The following is a 16,862-nucleotide window of genomic DNA, read 5'->3' on the forward strand; positions in this document are numbered from 1 at the left end:
AATCAGTCTCCCATTAACATTTCAAATAACTTATAAAACAATCCAACACACCAGCCTTACAATATAACAGTAATCTTCAACTGACATCATATTACTATATTGTCAAATTCGGACTTTTGCTATTTGTCGGCTTAAATGAGAAGGTTATTTTCGTTTCCATCAAATACCCTTTAACGATCCGTTTTCTATGAAACTTGTTCAAGCCCTCAACCTGCTTATCATAGCTACCTGTGTTTACACCAGCGCAGCTGCTCAATGTACTGGTAATTGCCCATCGGGCAGTTTATCCATGCCAACCAGTTCAGCAACACTGGCAGCCGGTTCTACCTACTGCATTTCTACCACCACCAATTTAAGCGGCAATTCCTATACGATTAATGGTACCCTTGTAATACAGGCCGGTACCGTTACGCTGGGTAATATAACGCTTGAGAAGACAGGGGTAATACTCGTAAAGAACGCCGCCAAATTGATCATAACGGGCATATTTAATGGCAATAGTACCGCACCGGTCTCCACCATCGACAACCTGATCATTTGCAATGGTGGGCTACTGAATATGACCGGTTCTTTCTCGCAAGGACAGATAAACATTGCCGTTAATGATTTTGGATCCCTGCAGGTTACAGGCGCCTGGACGGCCGGCGCACCCAGCTCTACCGTGAAGATCGGAAGAGGCGCGGTAATTGAATTATGCGCATCTTTCAGCTTGAATAAAGATGGCTTTTTTACGGAAACCAGTACAGCTGCATCCTACCTGATAACTCACTCCTCCCTGATGGCGAGTGGGTGGTTGTCATCAATGGGTAATTCCTCCAAAATAAATTGGACGGCAGAGGGACCGGCGGCCAATTACAATCACCCCACGGCCTATACCTGTTTATTCTGCGGCAATTATAACCTGGCGCCTACAGGTACCAATTCTACTTGTGGTTCGGCAGCCAATGCCTTGTATAACCAGGTGCTTTTCTCCCCTGATGATAAGCCTGCTATTCGCTCACAGGATGATAACACCAATAAGTTGGCTATTTATCCAAACCCGGCTAAAAAATACCTATACCTGCAATTACCCAAAAAATATACGTATACACATCTGTCAATATTTTCACAGGCCGCACAGTTAGTGTATCAAACAACGGTAAAAGCAGGCAGTTCCCCCACCCGGTATGACCTGCCAGCACAATTGCCACCCGGTATCTATTTTGTTCAGCTTACCGGAAATGAATCCGCAACTACCTTGCGTTTAGCAAAAGATTAATATAAATAAAAAGACCTGTCGAGCAATTGCTGACAGGTCTTGCTTACAATGGCGCATTACTAATAAGTTCTACCAGTACGTTGGCGGTTGCCCCGGCTCGAGAACATATCCTTTCCAAAATTCTTGAAGTTATACATAAAGCTTACCAGGAAGAAACGTTGCAACACGCGGGTATAAGTATCTTCAACATACAACTCATTCACTGTACGGTTAATGCTTTTATTCTGATTCAACAGGTCTATACCGCTGATGCGTAATTCTCCATTTAGCTTTTTAAACAGCAGGCAGGAAATATAGGCATTCCACTTAGGAATGGCCTGGTTAAAGCCCTGCGCACGACCTGTATTTACATAATAATCAAAATCGTTGTTGAACATTATTCGTTTGAAGATGGTATAGGTAACATCTATGGAATAATGCTGATCGAAATATTTATAGTCCTGGGCGCCTTGTGCTGTGTAATTCGCATTGTTATAATTAAAGTTGGCATTTGCCTGCAGGTCTAACTTATCCTGGATAAAATAATTAAAGGATACACGCTGCCCCAACCCGCTTGTATAATTGAAACGCATGGTGTCCATGATCTTGCTCACATCCCGGCCATACCGGGCCGAGGTGGTCAGGTTCAGGTTTACCGGGCTGCGACGGCCGGTTGTTACTTTTTTAAGTGGAATGCCAACCGTTCCTGAAAAATTAAAGCTCTGGGCTCCATTCAGGTTATCGGGCCGCGTTAACAATACCCCATCTGCAATTTTGCTTGTACTGTTAACGATCTTATTGTTTATGATACTGGCCCCGGCATTCATATTCAAATACAAAAAATTGGTAAGATTGAATGTGCTGTAAGTAAGATTGAACGTATGAGTAAACTCCTGTTTCAGATCAGGGTTACCGGTACGAATATTCAACCGGTTGCTTTCATCCCTTACATCCTGTAACTGGCTGATGCTTGGGGCGCGGGTATTACCGCGGTAATTAAACCGGAGGTTCTTGCGGGGTGCCGGATTAAAATTAAATGAAGCATTCGGGAAAAAGTTGGTATAGTTCTGCCGCATGGTACTATCCTTACCGGTAGCGGCCCGGTTGCTCAGGTTTTGTAATGAAGCAAAGTTCACTGCACCGCCAAACTGGTAATCGAACTTTTGCTTTTTTACCCTTAAATTGGAACCCAGCCTGCTAGCAGTAAACAGGTTCTCAAAATAATTGGTTTGTGGCAGATCAACGCTGTCGAACTGTTGCGTGGTAGAATCATAATCGTAGGTATCACGATCACTGTTACTACGATTCATCGTATACGCATAGTTCAATTCCCACACCATGTTTGAATCTATCATCTCGGTAACCGACGTACTCAGGGTGTTATTAAAAGAACGGGTAGCCTGATTGTTAATTTGCTGGCGGTTATCGAAACGGTATTCCTTAGTAGTAGAATCAAAAAAATGGTAAGGCGAGAAATTGAACCCATTGCCATTGGTTTTGTTCAGGGCTGAAGTCCACCCCATTGTAAACGTGCGGCCTGGCTTATGAAAACGGTGACGAAACAACAGGTCGTTGGTAAAGCTTCCTCCGTCTCGGTCATTGGAGTTGTGGCTTTCGCCGTCAATGGCTTTATAATCCAGCCTGGCATTAGTGGCCCTGGTAGTAGAGGTGCCATCGCTGTTTGAGGTACCCTGTTGATAATTGAGAGAAGGCGTTAACAATACAGAGTTCATACTGTCAATTGTATACTCCAACCTGAACCCCAACTTGTGATTGATGTTGTTATTGCCGCTGTTGCTGGTGGAGTTTACAAAAGAAGCAGAGTCGCCACCAAACATATTTTGCCGGTAACTCTCGCTGTAGTTGCTGTTGTTGGACCTGGCAACAAAATAACTGCCGCTGAAATTTACCTTAGGTCCCCATTCATCACGGAAATTAATACCTGTACTCCAGGATTTGGTATTACCATTACCAGCAGCATTTGCACCGCCGTTTCCTCCACCGCCACCGCGGCCCCCATTATTCCGGCGAACGCTGCCCATGCCTCCCATCGAACTCACCAGGTCATTATCGGTGAAACCTAATTTATTGATATTATTGGCACCACCCAGTATGGATATCTGTCGGGCATTATTAAATGTATTGAACGATCCACTGGCTTCGTACCGGCCCTCAGTGCCAGCAGAAGCGCTGGTACGGCCAAAAATACCTTTCTTTTTATCTTTCTTTAGTTTGATATTGATAGTACGTTTGCGGCTGCCATCATCGATCTTGGTGAACTTGGCCTGCTCACTCATATCATCAAACACCTGCACCGCTTCCACCATATCCGATGACAGGTTCTTCGTGGCCAGTTTGGGATCATTCAGGAAAAACTCTTTTCCATCTACATATACTTTGGTGATCTCTTCTCCCTGTGAAGTAATGTTACCTTCTTTATCCACTTCCACACCTGGTAGTTTTTTCAGCAGGTCTTCTACGGTAGCGTTTGGTTTTGTCTTAAAGGCACTGGCTTTGAATTCAATGGTATCCTTCTTAATCTGTATGGGCGGCGCCTGCACTATAACGGCCCCCATCATCAATGAGGTATCCAATTTCATGAATATGGTGTCCAGGTCCATTACAAATTGCGACTGGGTAATATTCAAATGTTTTGTATATGGCGCATACCCGGTGAAAGTAATTCCCAATACAAAGTTCCCTTTGACCAGGTTCTTTATTTCAAACAAACCGGTTTTATCGGCTACGGCAAAACCAATAGCAGCAGAATCAACAGGATTAATAATTGTAACCGTTGCGTCGGGCAGTGGCAGCCGGTTCATACCATCAACTACCTTACCGCTTATTTTATTTTGAGCAGTAACAAATTGAGCAGTGAAAATGAGTAGAATAAATAGGGTAACAATCCGCATGCAAAGCAGCTTTTTTAGTTAACTCTCGTGACTCTTTAACGCAGCACTCCCCAAAACCGGGGCGTGCCGTGGGTTCAAGACGGAAGTTTATTTAAAAAAGTGGCATGACATTAAAAAAATATTAGAATCAGCGTGTAAGGGTCACACTCATCAGGCCAATAACCACATCATTGGCGCATGTATGAAGACTTACAGATTGGAGTTCTTTATTGGGGTCAAGCGGCATATCGAGTATGGTGGCAGCGCCGCCATCGATAGCCATATTGGAAAAGCCTTTAAGCGTTGTGTATTCCTGTGCGGTAGTGTAGAGCTTACCAGTTTTTAATTGTATCCTGAGCGGACGCGGGGCATCAGTTGTAAACCCAACGCCATCAATGTAATAGTCCTGCTCAATGGGCCACCAGTTCTGTGGGTTCACCAATGCCAGCGTATCGGTTGTTCCATCTTTGTAATGTATACGCAATTCACCATTTACCAGCCGCGTTTGCATAGGGTTGGTTGAACCGGCCAGTAAATAATACGCATGACTGGCACTGCCTGATAATGGCACCACTATAGAATCTGGATAATTATCCCATTTTGACGTGAATACAATATTCTTTGACACCTCACCAGCCGGTGTTGCCAGCGGAATACGTTGCGGTAACACAAACTCATCGTTCATAGCTGCTTTACGCAATCCAGCATCATCAATTACAGGTTGTACCAACGGATAACACCAGTTACCTATTCCCTGTACCGGCAATTGTAAAGTAGTTGATTGAGGTCGTGGCGACAAATACGCCTGATTGAATATATTGGTCACCTTATCGTTATAGAACCTGGTTAGATCTACTTTTTCAAAACGGCTGGCAACAGTAGCAGTCACTTGCCAGTTCAGGATAGTGGTATCAAGATGCTGGCCATCACCCCATTCAACCCGAACACGGTTACTGCCTGGCACCAATGCTGTAGTTACTACCTCGATGGCATCTGTTGTGGTATTAGCCGGTAACTGTTTTGTTTGTACAAAGGAATTTACGATAACCTTAGCAACAACAGCCTCGCCATTATTTTTTATATAGAAATGACTGTTCTGATCGTTCTCTGTATAGTTTGCAATTATTTCAATGGGCTTTTTTACTTCAAAACAAAGCGGGAACCACCAGACCATTTCTCCCTGCCGCAATTGAATAAAGGCAGTTTTATTTCCTGGTGCACCCTGTATAGTTGCCTGTACCTGGTTGCTGGTTAACATGATGTTCTGTAATACCTGCTGCGGATCGAAAATTGATTGAATAAAGCCCGAAGTGGTCACGGCCATTAGTTGCGTACCCACCGCCAACACGCTGTCGTACCGCATAGGTTGAACCGGTGTACCGGCCCATTTAATGACTATCGTATATTGTTTGGCTTTACCTGTTCCAATCTCTATCACAGGCTCACCTACCGCATCTGTAACGCCACGCCAGCTTACCGGTTGATTGTTCACGGTAATTGATTCAATAGCGTCTTTAAAGGCCCTTACCCGTAATTGCAGGTTCATAGCATGTGGGTAAGCAGGTTTTAGAATATATTGATCTGAGTTACCTGTTCTTTTAAAATCGAGAGCAATATCCGGGGTTTGTAAAGCCGCTGTATTCCAACCAGCGGGCCAGCCTGGTTTTATGGCCAATGTATCCTTTAATGCATCGGGCGTTATACCAAACAAGCCCTCCACCAGGGAACGGCCGGCCATACCGATAGGATCAGCAAAATCACGGTATAACTCCCCGCGTATAGCATCATAAAAAGAAAGCTGTTCAAATCCGCCCGGGCTGGAAGAGAGATACATACTTTCAACCAGGGCGCTTTTCCATAAACGATAGGCATCTTCAGAACGGTTGCCCTGCCAGTACGCCAATGCAGTATGCAGGTTTTCGGCCAGTACCACATTGTTCAGCGACCAGTCATAGGGTTGCCAGTTGGTAGTGGTCAGCACGTAATTTGTTGTATCCCGTAATCCTTTTGCCCGCACAGGGATGTGTGGAATGGATTTATCTACATATCGTAGGGCCTGGTAAGCTTTAAACCCGTCTGGCAGCTTTTCATCGATGGCATGATAAATGGTCCATAGGCCAGCAGCAGGATGTAACAATCTATCACCTAACCCGTCTTTATATTCCGCATACCAACCCAGTTCAGGCATCCACAGTTGATTATTTACAGCATCAAATATTCTGTTGGCTTCATTTTGATAAGGAGCAGGGTCTTCACCCACTATAGCCGCCAGTTGAGCCGCTACAGCATTGGAGCGGTAATTATATGCCGATGAATGGGTAACACCGCCGCCACTGTATTGCAAGGCATCACTTGCCCAAATGCAGCAATAGGCATCATACAGTCCATCGTTATCAGCGTCGAAGTTTCTTTTTTCCCAGGCCAGGTGGCGTTGCAGCAAAGGCCATTGTTGTTTTATATACGAGGAATCGCCGGTGTAATAAAAATGAGTTAACAGCTGATCGATAAACACCAGGTTCATATCGTAGTGATGTGGGCGAAAATCGCCATTTGGATTTCGGCAGATGTACCCGCTGCTGAACATGGAAGTGCCCATTTTTTCCAGTTGACGCGCCAGGTGTAAAGCAGTATCAAATACTACTGGTCCGGTTGCAGGGGTGGTAACCTGTGATAAAGCATAACTGCTGAAATGGGTTCGTGCACGATCGTGCCAGCCAAGTGCATCAGCTACATATGCTCCCCGCCAGGCTGGCAATCGCATCCGCCAGGCAACAGCGCCATGCAGATAAGTGGGTGATTCCCAAATACCATCGGCAGCAACGCTTAAAGCACCGCCCAGGGTATTGATCCAGGGATCAGGTGTTACCACCTTAACCCGACCAGCCAGCTTTTTACGCGCAGCTTCTGCAGTTATAAAAGTTTGCGCCAGTTGATTATAGCCGAGTGGCATAGTATCAACAGCCTGTATCAAAAAATAATGCGCGCCATTAACAACCCGCAGTTTACCAGCAATGGCCGGGGTAGTCGAAACATTGCTTTGATACAATGCCAATGGCGTTTGCTGTTGGGTAGCATCCGTTAGCTTTATAATAGAAGCAGTTGGAGCAATCGCTGATAACTGTTTAAGATTTTTATTAATAGTCCCGGATAACTCCGTCTTTGGCTTGTATTGAATTTCATACCGTTCATCTTCTGTCAATACGCGGCCGGTCCCATATAATAAATGAAAACTGTTTTTTGAAATTGAATAGGTATTGTCTTTACAATAGTCTGGTTGCAGGTAGAACGACGACTCCGGATCAGCGCCAATATCACCATCACGGGAGAACTTTTTACCGGAAGCACCACCAAATACCCAACACAAGGCGGCTTTGGTATTTACATTTACAAATTGTGTTTTAATGATCATGCCTTCCCCATCGGCCAATGCCAGTACAGCAATCTGCATAGTACCATTGCCCAGTAAAGGGTCTTTTACCTCATACAGCATGGAGCCTGGACGATAGATGGCTTTTATTGATTTCGCGGCTGTTAACCAGATGCTTTTATTGCCTGAGATCAATCCCAGTTTAAAATTGCCGCCCATACCCGGCATGTATAAAGCAAACTCCGGCAGATCACCGGCTTCAATTCTAAAGCCGGTATTGGTCCCATACAATGCGCGGTTAAACCGCATTTTCCCATTTACTGTTACAAAGTCTGTTCCTTCAGCCTGGTAGTGTAAACTCCGCTCCCGGTTGGTTTGTATTCCCTTAACAACAGCAGGCATGGCGCCGGTTGGTTTTGCCAATTGTGCCTTAACCTGTGTAACAATAGATAGAAATGCAATAAAGTATAAAGACTTGTAGAACATGCTTGGGTATACTGGTGTATCAATGCTATTAAAAGACAGTCCTGGTCATAAGAAAGCTGCAATCGTGAAAGGGCAATGGGCAATAGGCAATGGGCAGTAGTGAATACATAAATCACCCGTCGCCTGAGGCTCAACTTAAGTCATTATCAATCCTATCAACATTATCAACTCTATCAACATGTTAACTTGTCAACCTGTTAACTTGTTAACTGATCAACTCGTCAACCTACTTCCCCATCAACCCTATCAACATTATCAACTCTATCAACTGTCCGACTAGAACATCGGCTTAAGCCCCTCCCACTTCACCTTCCAGGTCCCATCTTTAGGGAAGCCTGGATTATCCGTTTTATTATTATCATATCCCGCACACATCATGGCAATGGCGCTTAACAAACCACCATTACCCGGCAGATAAATAGTCAACCGGTCATCCTGGTAGTTATGGCCATTAGGCAGATAAGTATTGGTTTTCACGGGCATAAACAAAGCATCAAGGGCTTTGTCGGGCATATGCAGGCGGGTAGCCGTCATCGCCATCAATGGGAAATCCCAGCCCCAGGTAGTTTCCCATTTCCATACTTTCAGGATCGTGTTATAAGTATTTTTCATTACAGTTGTATCGAGGCGATTACACGCAGGCAGCGTGCTATAGGCGCCCAATACGGCGGGGTGATCAGTAATGTATCGTTCATTCGTATAACAATCAGGCGTACTTTCGGTAGCGAGGTATACGCCATTGGCCTGGGGCCATTTCGCCAGGTTCTTTATAATGTTATCCCATTTCTTTTCACGCGGCATCCCCAGGCGTTCACGCCATTGCTGCGCCACCGTTAAGGCCCATTGCCAATAGGCCAGCTCATACGTTGGGTTGAAAGTTTTAACCGCGTCAAAACATTCCTGTGCAGGTATCAGGCCCTTGCCCAGGTTGTATCGTTTATTTACTGAATCCCAGGTGGGAAAGGAAGCCATAAAAGTAGCGGTGCCGAATACAAGGTCCTTATATTTCTGTAGGATCTTTTTATCTTTCTTAGCCCGGTACGCGAGTTCCGCCATATAGATCAAATGCGGTTCCTGCCAAATGAGGAATGCTCCCACTGAAGAAGGCGCTTCCTTACCGTCATGATCAGTCATTTTTTGCCAGCGCAAGCCTTCAAAACCCTGACGTTTGGCAATGTCACGGGCGCCATTGGCCACGTTGAAATACCAGTCCAGGCTTTTCTCCATTAACTCAGGTCTTCCCCATAATGCATAATGCACGGCATGCCACCAATGCATTTCCAGGTGTGGTTTGCCATACCAGCTGTTGTAGGTTAATCCGGTTTCCTGTGGTGGAAAATCAGAAGCACATTGTATTCTGGTAAGATATTGTGATAATACAATCCTTCTTTCCAGTTCTTTAGCTCGTATATCAGTGCTGCCTGAGAAATCAATAGCGCCACCGCTTCTCCAGAATTCCTGCCACATATGCTTGCTACTGGAAAACGTTTGATCCATTGAAGGAATGGGTTCCTTTTTTAATACCGGAGTAAAAAAGAAGGATGCTTCAAAATTATCATCGGGTTGAATGATGTAATCATGTTTCCGCCGTTCGGTTATTGAAACAGTCCTGTTAAATCTGTATTGAACAAAATAATTAGTAGTATCCAGCGTATGGCGAACAGCGCCGGTCATTTCAGTTGATTTGATCAATGCTGTTTGATGCCTGTTGCTATCCCCTTCAAAAGTTCCCACATCTTTAAAATCACCCGTAGGATAAGGAAAATTCAATTTGATGGAAAGGCGTTTTTCTTTCAGCAAAGGTGAAGTAACATGTATGCTTATGCCATCCTGTTGTTGATGCGCATACGTTACTATTCTAACACCCATACCTTCTACGGTAAATTTGCTTACCATTTGGCCGATATCCAGGTATAAATGCTGATCTATGTCTTTGATATCATCAATAGTAGCCAGCGTACCATCCTTTTTGGTGATCTCGAACCCTATATTACCTAACTGTAAACGATGTGGATTTACACGGAAGTAATCTACTGCTTTGCGGCTGCGCTCGGGTTCTTTTACCTGAACACAATAGGTGATCTTTTTTCCGTTCAGCTCATACTCTTTCAACGTTTCTTCGCGCTTGTAATTTTCTGTATTGGGAAAGCTGTGCCAGCCCCATTCCGATTGCGTGCCCAGGGGAACACCTTTTTCATAATAAGCGGGAAAACTTTGTAATCCGGTTACATCTACCGTAAAGGCAAAATGTCCATTTCCTAATGACAGCGACGACAGAGGATCGGCCTTTTCATTATGCGGATCATTCCTGGCCACCACGGCATGGCGGTCGATGGCTTGTTGGGCTATACAGCTATTTACAACTATACTACCGGCTACTATTAAAATCCATTTTTTCATAATCGGGAAATCGTAGAACGTGAAAAGTGAATGAACAAGGATGAATACTACTATGATGAATCTTCAGTTAACAAAGCGGTAAAAAGTTGTAGGTTATTAAGTCCGTAAGTTCTGAAGTTTCTTTATCCCGAAACCTGTAAACTCAACAACTTAATAACCTACTAACTTAAGAACTAAGCATCTTCAACCGGAAAGTTGAACTTATTACTAAGAAGCAACTTTAACAGCTTGTCTGGCCAACAGTTTCCATTTGCCTTTTTGTTTTTGCCAGATCAGTAAAATATTCAGTTTAACACTACCAGGATTACCACTGTCATTTGTGGTGGCTGATAAAGTGTGGCGTACAATAGCTGCATCGCCGGATATTGCTATAGTTTGATTGGTAAGCTCAATAGTTACAAAATCTGATTTTCCTGAAACAATGTTATCAACGAAAGTGGCTTTGTCTTCAACTTTACCACTGCTGTGCCCATAACTCAACTGCTCGGCGGTAATATTTTGCAAGCCTGTCTTATCGCCATCGACCATGGCTTTACGTAGATTCTCTACAGCTGCGGTCACGGCAACTTCTTCTTTACTTTGCGCCATGGCAACATTCATAATGCCGGTCAATACAAGAAGGTAAATGAATCGTTTAATCATATAAATAGTATTTGAAGGTTATTTTAAAGGTGCAATAGTTACCGGACCTAACAATCCTGATGTTTCCGGTTGCCATTTCGCAGCAGAGAACAAACCATTGGCGCCTCGGTTCTCTTTCTCGTGTGCTGGAAAATTAATGTTATAGAATTTCTTCCAGGGTGCCCCTTCTTTATCCATATCAATAATACGATTGGTCATACCATTGGTTACTCTTACCAGCAACTCATTGTCGGCTTTCAGTAAACTGGCAGGCACATTTACTTTGTAAATAGGCCCTAATAAAGTACCCAGCGATTTCCCATTGAGGATCACTTCTGCACTCCAGGCCACACCGCCCAGGTCAAGCACATAAGCGGGCGCCGCTACTGTAGGTTTGGCAAATTGTATGCTGTATTGAGCAGTTCCTGAAAAAACTTTTCCTAATTGTTCAGGTATTTCTGTCCAGGAACCCAATTTACTAACTGTCGTTGGCTTTGGCAGGTCGGGGCCGCCCATCATGAAGAACAACCGCCAGTTCCCCTTTATTTCTGTGCCTTTGCCGGCTACAGTATAGTAAGTATAAGGTTTGCCGGTGAGGGTTGTGTTGGACGTTTGCAGCACACAGCTTTCACCAGGTTCCAGTTGTACATATACTTCCAGTTTATTATTCTTTACCCTGGTTTTCGCTATCCCGTTTTCATCCAGCATAGGATCGAACAGAATGGCGCTGGTTGCTTTACTGTTCAAAGGCACCCATTCTCTAACGGCTTCCTTTGTATCATTAGTGATAAAATAATAGTTCCCGCCACTGATGCTTCTGCGAATACATTGTAAACCCAATCCATACATAGGTTCGGGATATACATTGGCCGCTTTTAATAATTCGTTGATGTCGTTACCTTTTATAAAGGCACCTTTGCCGGAAGTAGCCTTTTGTATAGCGCCTTCACCAGCAAATTTCAATGCAGCAGTTATATTGTTAAACTGTTGTTGTTTTTCTGCCAGCTGTCCATACCCGGGCACGCTGGTTGGAAAGTTGTTGTATACAAGAATGGTAGCGCCGGATTTAGCCAGATCAGCCAGCTTTTGCAAGGTTGGCAAAGGCAGGTATTTCGTATTGGCCAGCACAATGGTACGGTAAGCGCCGCCTGGTGTTTGTAATCCATTGGCGGTTGCATACACTTTTTGTAACTGGTTGTCTGAAATAAGATCAAACGCATAGCCTTTTGCCAGCATATCTTCAGCCACCTTATTAAAATCTGTATTTTCAAATCCTTTCATACCATCATAATGGTGCAACAGGTCGCGACCCGGTTCAGAATTATGATCGCTGAAAGGGAAGTATAACAAAATGTCGTTATCGGGTTTACCACTTTGCAGGAACGACTGGCAACGGGTTACATAATTATTTAAAGTGCCGAAATCTCTCCAGAACGGATGTATGGGTTGAAAATGTACGGCTGCATAGAACATCCAGCCTGGCCAGGGATCATTGATGGGCGAATAACAAATGCCATGATACACGACGTGATTCACTCCACCAAGAAAGTATTTATCAACCGCTTTTTTTACATCACCCAGATTCGATTTAAAATGCTCATTCAACCAGGTGGCAGCTTCCGCCGATGCCAATGGTTTGTTCAGAATATGCGAAGCAGATACCGCAAATTTAAACCGCAGCAACTCATTGCCTTCAGTTTCAGGAATATCTACCACCCCGTAGCAATCAAGGATGTTGGCGGGGGAACCATGCGACTGGTTACGCACTATTTTTCCCTTTGTCTGCGCCCATTGATGCCAGGGCATGGTGAATTTCTCCAGCAACAGATCTGCAATTGTTTGGCGATAATCGTATAATACGCGCAGACTGGTTTCGTCGCGCTCCTTTTGTAATAATTGTGGTAAGAACTGTTTGAGGTCGTACCCACGGCGGCGCTTGAACTCGTCAAAGAAACCGGGGGTAAAGTTGCTTTGCCCGCGTGCATCATCTACTTCGTAACTATCATTAAAGAAACCCCGTAGCTGACTAAGGTCGGCGCCTACAAATGCTGTATCAAAACGGCTGAGGTACTTCTGCAAAGCTGGTTCTGAAAAGTGATCAATGGCATTGCCTTCGGCGCCGGGGGCTGCCCGCTCTACCATTTTACCATGCCAGCCCATGAACAGGGCATACACCGTCCAGTTACCTGCCGGTGCTATCCAGTATAAATTGCCTTTGGCATCTACCTGCGAGGTGAGTTCAATGGCTTTGCCATTATCACTGTATGCCATTACTACCTGCAAGGGCAGGTCCTTTTTATATTTTAACTGGTCAATTGCCAGGGCTTGCAAATTCTTATTTGCATACACTGGTTCCGCCAGTTTACTTACATCTGTAACATGCTCCGATTCCTTCAGCATGGCCAGCGTTGTGGTGCCAACAGTACCGACGGTAGGATATAATTCTTTTTTATCGGCGATGGTATTACCAATGGCATCAAGATAGGGTTGTTGCTCAAAAGCAATCGGTTCCTTAATGCTCTCGCCTTCTTTTATTGTCCAGGTTTTATATACGAAATTTTTACAGGCTTCCGCATCGCCAATCAATGGGCCACCTCCAAAAGGCCAGCCACTACCAGTTGCCATGTCAATCTGCAGGTTCAACCTTTTGGCTTCTGCCAGGGTATAGGAGAACACCTGCATCCATTGGGGCGATAGGTAATCAATAAACTCCTGTTCATAACCGGCTACACCATAAATTGGAGTAATTTCCAACCCACCCAGGCCAACCTGGGCGTATTGTTGCATATTGGCAGTCAGGCTCTTCGTTGTTACTGCACTGCCTGGCCACCACCAGCGGGCCCAGGGTTTCGTCACTGAATTTACAGCCGGCCATTTTATTTGGGCGCCTGCGTTCATCAATGCAGCAGATAAAGAAATGGTACAGATCAGTCTTTTTATCATCTGGTTTTATTGTTAATATTTTTAATATTAAGAAAAAGCTACAAGCATTAAGCAGTTATCCCTATTGTTTTGCTTATTGCACATTAAATAAATCTTAAAACCAATTGACAAAATAGTTAATTATATCTTAACGGCATAGACTTCTGACTGTCCTTCGAAATTAGCTCTGAAAATAATCCACTTCCCATCGGGTGAGAAATGTACATTGGGTTCCAGTTTATAATTATGGTGCTTCATGTTCACCAGTTTTGTGGCTTTAAAATGATCGCCTTCGGGGGTAAACAAATAGATCCACATGCCATCGGGGGCTTTGGCTACCTGGCCAGGATCGCCGCCATCACCGGCAAACAATTTCTGATCTGGAGAAGTGGTGAAGTGAACGCTCCATTCGTTACGGTCCAGTTTATACTTTTTTTCTTCCAGTGTTTTTACGTCCACTCCGCCCACATAAAAGTTGGTACCACGTGGCAATTGCTGATCAAACCAGATGATCTTACCATCAGAGGAGAACCACTCATGACCGGCTATTTCCATATCCATGGTACGCTTGTGCATGAGTTGCACTTTGCCCTTATTGGCATCGCGCACATCGATGGTCCAAATGCGATCAACTTTATGCCAGGGACCTTCATGACAAAACATCAATAAGTTGGGGTCTTTTGAGGAAAACTGCACATGATTCAGCCAGGCGCTGTCGGTAAATATGGGTTTCAATTGTTTGCCATTGATGTCAATAACAAACAGGGTACGGGGCAAACGGGCCTCATATATCTTATTAAAGTAATCGTGCTTCTCGGGGTTAAGCCGGTAAATTTCTTTTTCTGCATCGTTGCTGCGATAACCGGCCAGTAAAGTTTCATTGGCATTTACGGTAGTAATAGTGGCCTTAAAATCGGCAGGGAATACAAAAACCAGTTTGGTTTGCCTGGTATCTATGTTAGTTACAAACACACTGTCATTGATCTGGTAATAAGCATTATGCCCTTTGGTGCCTATGATCTCCCCACTCATTGCGAAAGCCTGGTGGGTAACCTGTTCCAGTTTACGGGTATTCAGATCAACGGTATACAATTGCCGGCCATTGAGACTATCAGTACTATAAAAAACCATTTTATTTCCAACAAAAGGATTGTTATGAAAATAAAAGCTGGCATTATTACCTGGCTTATTAGTAAGCCTTACCACCGTATGATTGGTAGCGGCATCTATCCAGGTTTCGGGCATGGGTTTTTGTGAGCCGGTTTCCAGGGTGGGTTGGGCGGTAGCTGACAGGGAGACGATACTCAATAATGCAAACAACTGTTTTTTCATATAGTAGCATTTTAAAAAATGTGCCACGTTCTCCTTCTACTTGACGAAGGACAGGAACGTGGCACGTATGAAAGCCAACTTATTTTTCTGTTAAGTGCTAGTAACCGGGGTTTTGATCATAAAGACCCGGCTTTACATCCAGTTCCGATTGTGGTATTGGATATAAGATGTAATTCTTTTGAAATGGTTGCATTGTTTTACCAACATCTTCTTTCGTAATCCATGTTGTCATTATTGATTCTATATTACCACTGCGTACCAGATCGTGCCAGCGGCTACCCTCAGCAGCAAATTCCTTTCTTCTTTCTTCAAACAAATTGGCCAGCGTTACATTTGAAACAGGTGTTAATAATGCACGGCCCCTAACCTGGTTTACGATGGCGTCTACATCGGCTTGCGTGCCGGCAGCACCATGCAGTATACACTCGGCTTTCATCATTAGCACATCGGTATAGCGCAGCACGATGAAGTTAATAGGCCAGTCAACCCGGTTAAGCGGCACTTTGGTAGTGTCAACGTATTTCTTAAAGAAGTTACGGGTTTCTACAGCACCATTAGTTGCCTTAAATCCGCCATGTACTGAAAAACTTTTACGGGTATCCGCCGGATCATAAGCGTTCAACAGGTCGTTCGAAACAGGCCTGATGGTTAAGCCACCCTGGGTTGTTTTACCTATAGCCTGAAAATAGTTATCCGGCACCAGTAACCAGGGGAAGGTAGCACCTACTACCGGGTTCGACCCTGTATTATACTGCACATCGAATATTACTTCCTGGTTGTTTTCCTTGTCATAATTAAAAATATCAGCATAGGATGGTCCAAACACATACTTCTTGCTGGCGATGATGTCATTCAACAGGGTAAGCGCCTGGCTCCATTCGTTCAAGGCCAAACCGGGACCGTTGATGTTATAAGTAGGGCTCGAGCGGGTCATATATACCAACGCCAGCATTCCTTTTGCGGCATATTTGGTAGCCCTTCCTTTATCTGCAGCGGCATATGTTTCGGGTAAATTGTCAGTAGCAAATTTCAGGTCTGAGATTATAAAATTGTATACATCACTTACCGAACTTCTTCCAATGGTCACCGACTCAGCCGGGGTAACCACTTTATCAATAATAGGTACTTTACCAAATAACCGTACCAGGTCAAAATAATAAAAAGCACGCAAGAACCTGGTCTCTGCTTCAAAACGCACTGCCAATGCACTATCACCAATAACTGCACTTCTGGCTGCTAATTGTTCCAGCACTGAATTGGCCCTGAATATAGCATTGAAATTCCCCGTCCAGGCTTCATTTACATATACGTTACCAGCAATGGTCTTTTGAAAACTGTTTATACCTTCCCAGTCACGTACGCCACCATCCGATACGGCGTATAAATTATCTGATCTTGTTTCTGACAAATTCAACAATCTGTCGGGATAGGTCTTTAATCCGTTATATACAGCATTTACCCCCTGGGTAAAATCTATTTTAGATGTATAAAAATCTGAAGAGGCCTGGCCAGAAATAGGGTTTTGGTCCAATTGCTTTTCACAGGCACTCAGCAAACCAACCAAGGCAATCAATGAATAACCAACTATTTTTTTCATATATTCTCG

At 44.2% G+C, this 16,862-nt stretch carries 8 protein-coding genes; 1 reads left to right on the forward strand and 7 read right to left on the reverse strand.

Translation table 11 applies throughout. The annotated features are described in order from the left end of the window. The first annotated feature begins 187 nt into the window (after positions 1-187). On the forward strand, positions 188-1,258 hold the full coding sequence (locus J7I42_RS26080) for a T9SS type A sorting domain-containing protein (protein WP_209141824.1): 1,071 nt from the start codon (positions 188-190) through the stop codon (positions 1,256-1,258). A 59-nt stretch (positions 1,259-1,317) separates the two neighbouring features. Here J7I42_RS26080 and J7I42_RS26085 read toward each other — a convergent pair whose 3' ends face one another. The 7 genes from J7I42_RS26085 to J7I42_RS26115 all read right to left on the reverse strand — a co-directional run bounded on the left by J7I42_RS26085 (position 1,318) and on the right by J7I42_RS26115 (position 16,853). Beyond that, positions 1,318-4,149, reverse strand: a complete 2,832-nt coding sequence (locus J7I42_RS26085) for a TonB-dependent receptor domain-containing protein (RefSeq protein WP_209141825.1) — start codon at positions 4,147-4,149, stop codon at positions 1,318-1,320. Positions 4,150-4,276: 127 nt separating this feature from the next. After that, positions 4,277-7,981 carry a DUF4450 domain-containing protein gene (locus tag J7I42_RS26090; protein WP_209141826.1) on the reverse strand — a complete coding sequence of 1,235 codons (3,705 nt, stop codon included), beginning with the start codon at positions 7,979-7,981 and terminating at the stop codon, positions 4,277-4,279. Between the two features lie 276 nt (positions 7,982-8,257). Continuing rightward, positions 8,258-10,381, reverse strand: a complete 2,124-nt coding sequence (locus J7I42_RS26095; protein ID WP_209141827.1) for a glycoside hydrolase family 65 — start codon at positions 10,379-10,381, stop codon at positions 8,258-8,260. 207 nt (positions 10,382-10,588) lie between these two features. Beyond that, positions 10,589-11,023, reverse strand: a complete 435-nt coding sequence (locus J7I42_RS26100) for a nuclear transport factor 2 family protein (RefSeq protein WP_209141828.1) — start codon at positions 11,021-11,023, stop codon at positions 10,589-10,591. A gap of 18 nt (positions 11,024-11,041) precedes the next feature. Further along, the gene (locus J7I42_RS26105; protein ID WP_209141829.1) at positions 11,042-13,945 is read right to left on the reverse strand and encodes a glycosyl hydrolase; all 2,904 of its coding nucleotides are present in this window, start codon (positions 13,943-13,945) and stop codon (positions 11,042-11,044) included. 120 nt (positions 13,946-14,065) lie between these two features. Then, the gene (locus tag J7I42_RS26110; protein WP_209141830.1) at positions 14,066-15,256 is read right to left on the reverse strand and encodes an oligogalacturonate lyase family protein; all 1,191 of its coding nucleotides are present in this window, start codon (positions 15,254-15,256) and stop codon (positions 14,066-14,068) included. 97 nt (positions 15,257-15,353) lie between these two features. Beyond that, a complete protein-coding gene (locus J7I42_RS26115) occupies positions 15,354-16,853 on the reverse strand; it encodes a RagB/SusD family nutrient uptake outer membrane protein (RefSeq protein ID WP_209141831.1) in 1,500 nt (499 codons plus the stop codon). Positions 16,854-16,862 lie beyond the last annotated feature (9 nt).

It is taken from the genome of Niastella soli, assembly GCF_017742245.1.
GTDB classification, from domain to species: Bacteria; Bacteroidota; Bacteroidia; order Chitinophagales; family Chitinophagaceae; genus Niastella; species Niastella soli.

Bases quoted from the DNA above. Each gene is read 5' to 3' on its own strand.
- J7I42_RS26085 (WP_209141825.1), bottom strand. From the start codon at position 4,149: ATGCGGATTGTTACCCTATTTATTCTACTCATTTTCACTGCTCAATTT.
- J7I42_RS26100 (WP_209141828.1), bottom strand. From the start codon at position 11,023: ATGATTAAACGATTCATTTACCTTCTTGTATTGACCGGCATTATGAAT.
- J7I42_RS26080 (WP_209141824.1), top strand. From the start codon at position 188: ATGAAACTTGTTCAAGCCCTCAACCTGCTTATCATAGCTACCTGTGTT.
- J7I42_RS26090 (WP_209141826.1), bottom strand. From the start codon at position 7,981: ATGTTCTACAAGTCTTTATACTTTATTGCATTTCTATCTATTGTTACA.
- J7I42_RS26110 (WP_209141830.1), bottom strand. From the start codon at position 15,256: ATGAAAAAACAGTTGTTTGCATTATTGAGTATCGTCTCCCTGTCAGCT.
- J7I42_RS26115 (WP_209141831.1), bottom strand. From the start codon at position 16,853: ATGAAAAAAATAGTTGGTTATTCATTGATTGCCTTGGTTGGTTTGCTG.
- J7I42_RS26095 (WP_209141827.1), bottom strand. From the start codon at position 10,381: ATGAAAAAATGGATTTTAATAGTAGCCGGTAGTATAGTTGTAAATAGC.
- J7I42_RS26105 (WP_209141829.1), bottom strand. From the start codon at position 13,945: ATGATAAAAAGACTGATCTGTACCATTTCTTTATCTGCTGCATTGATG.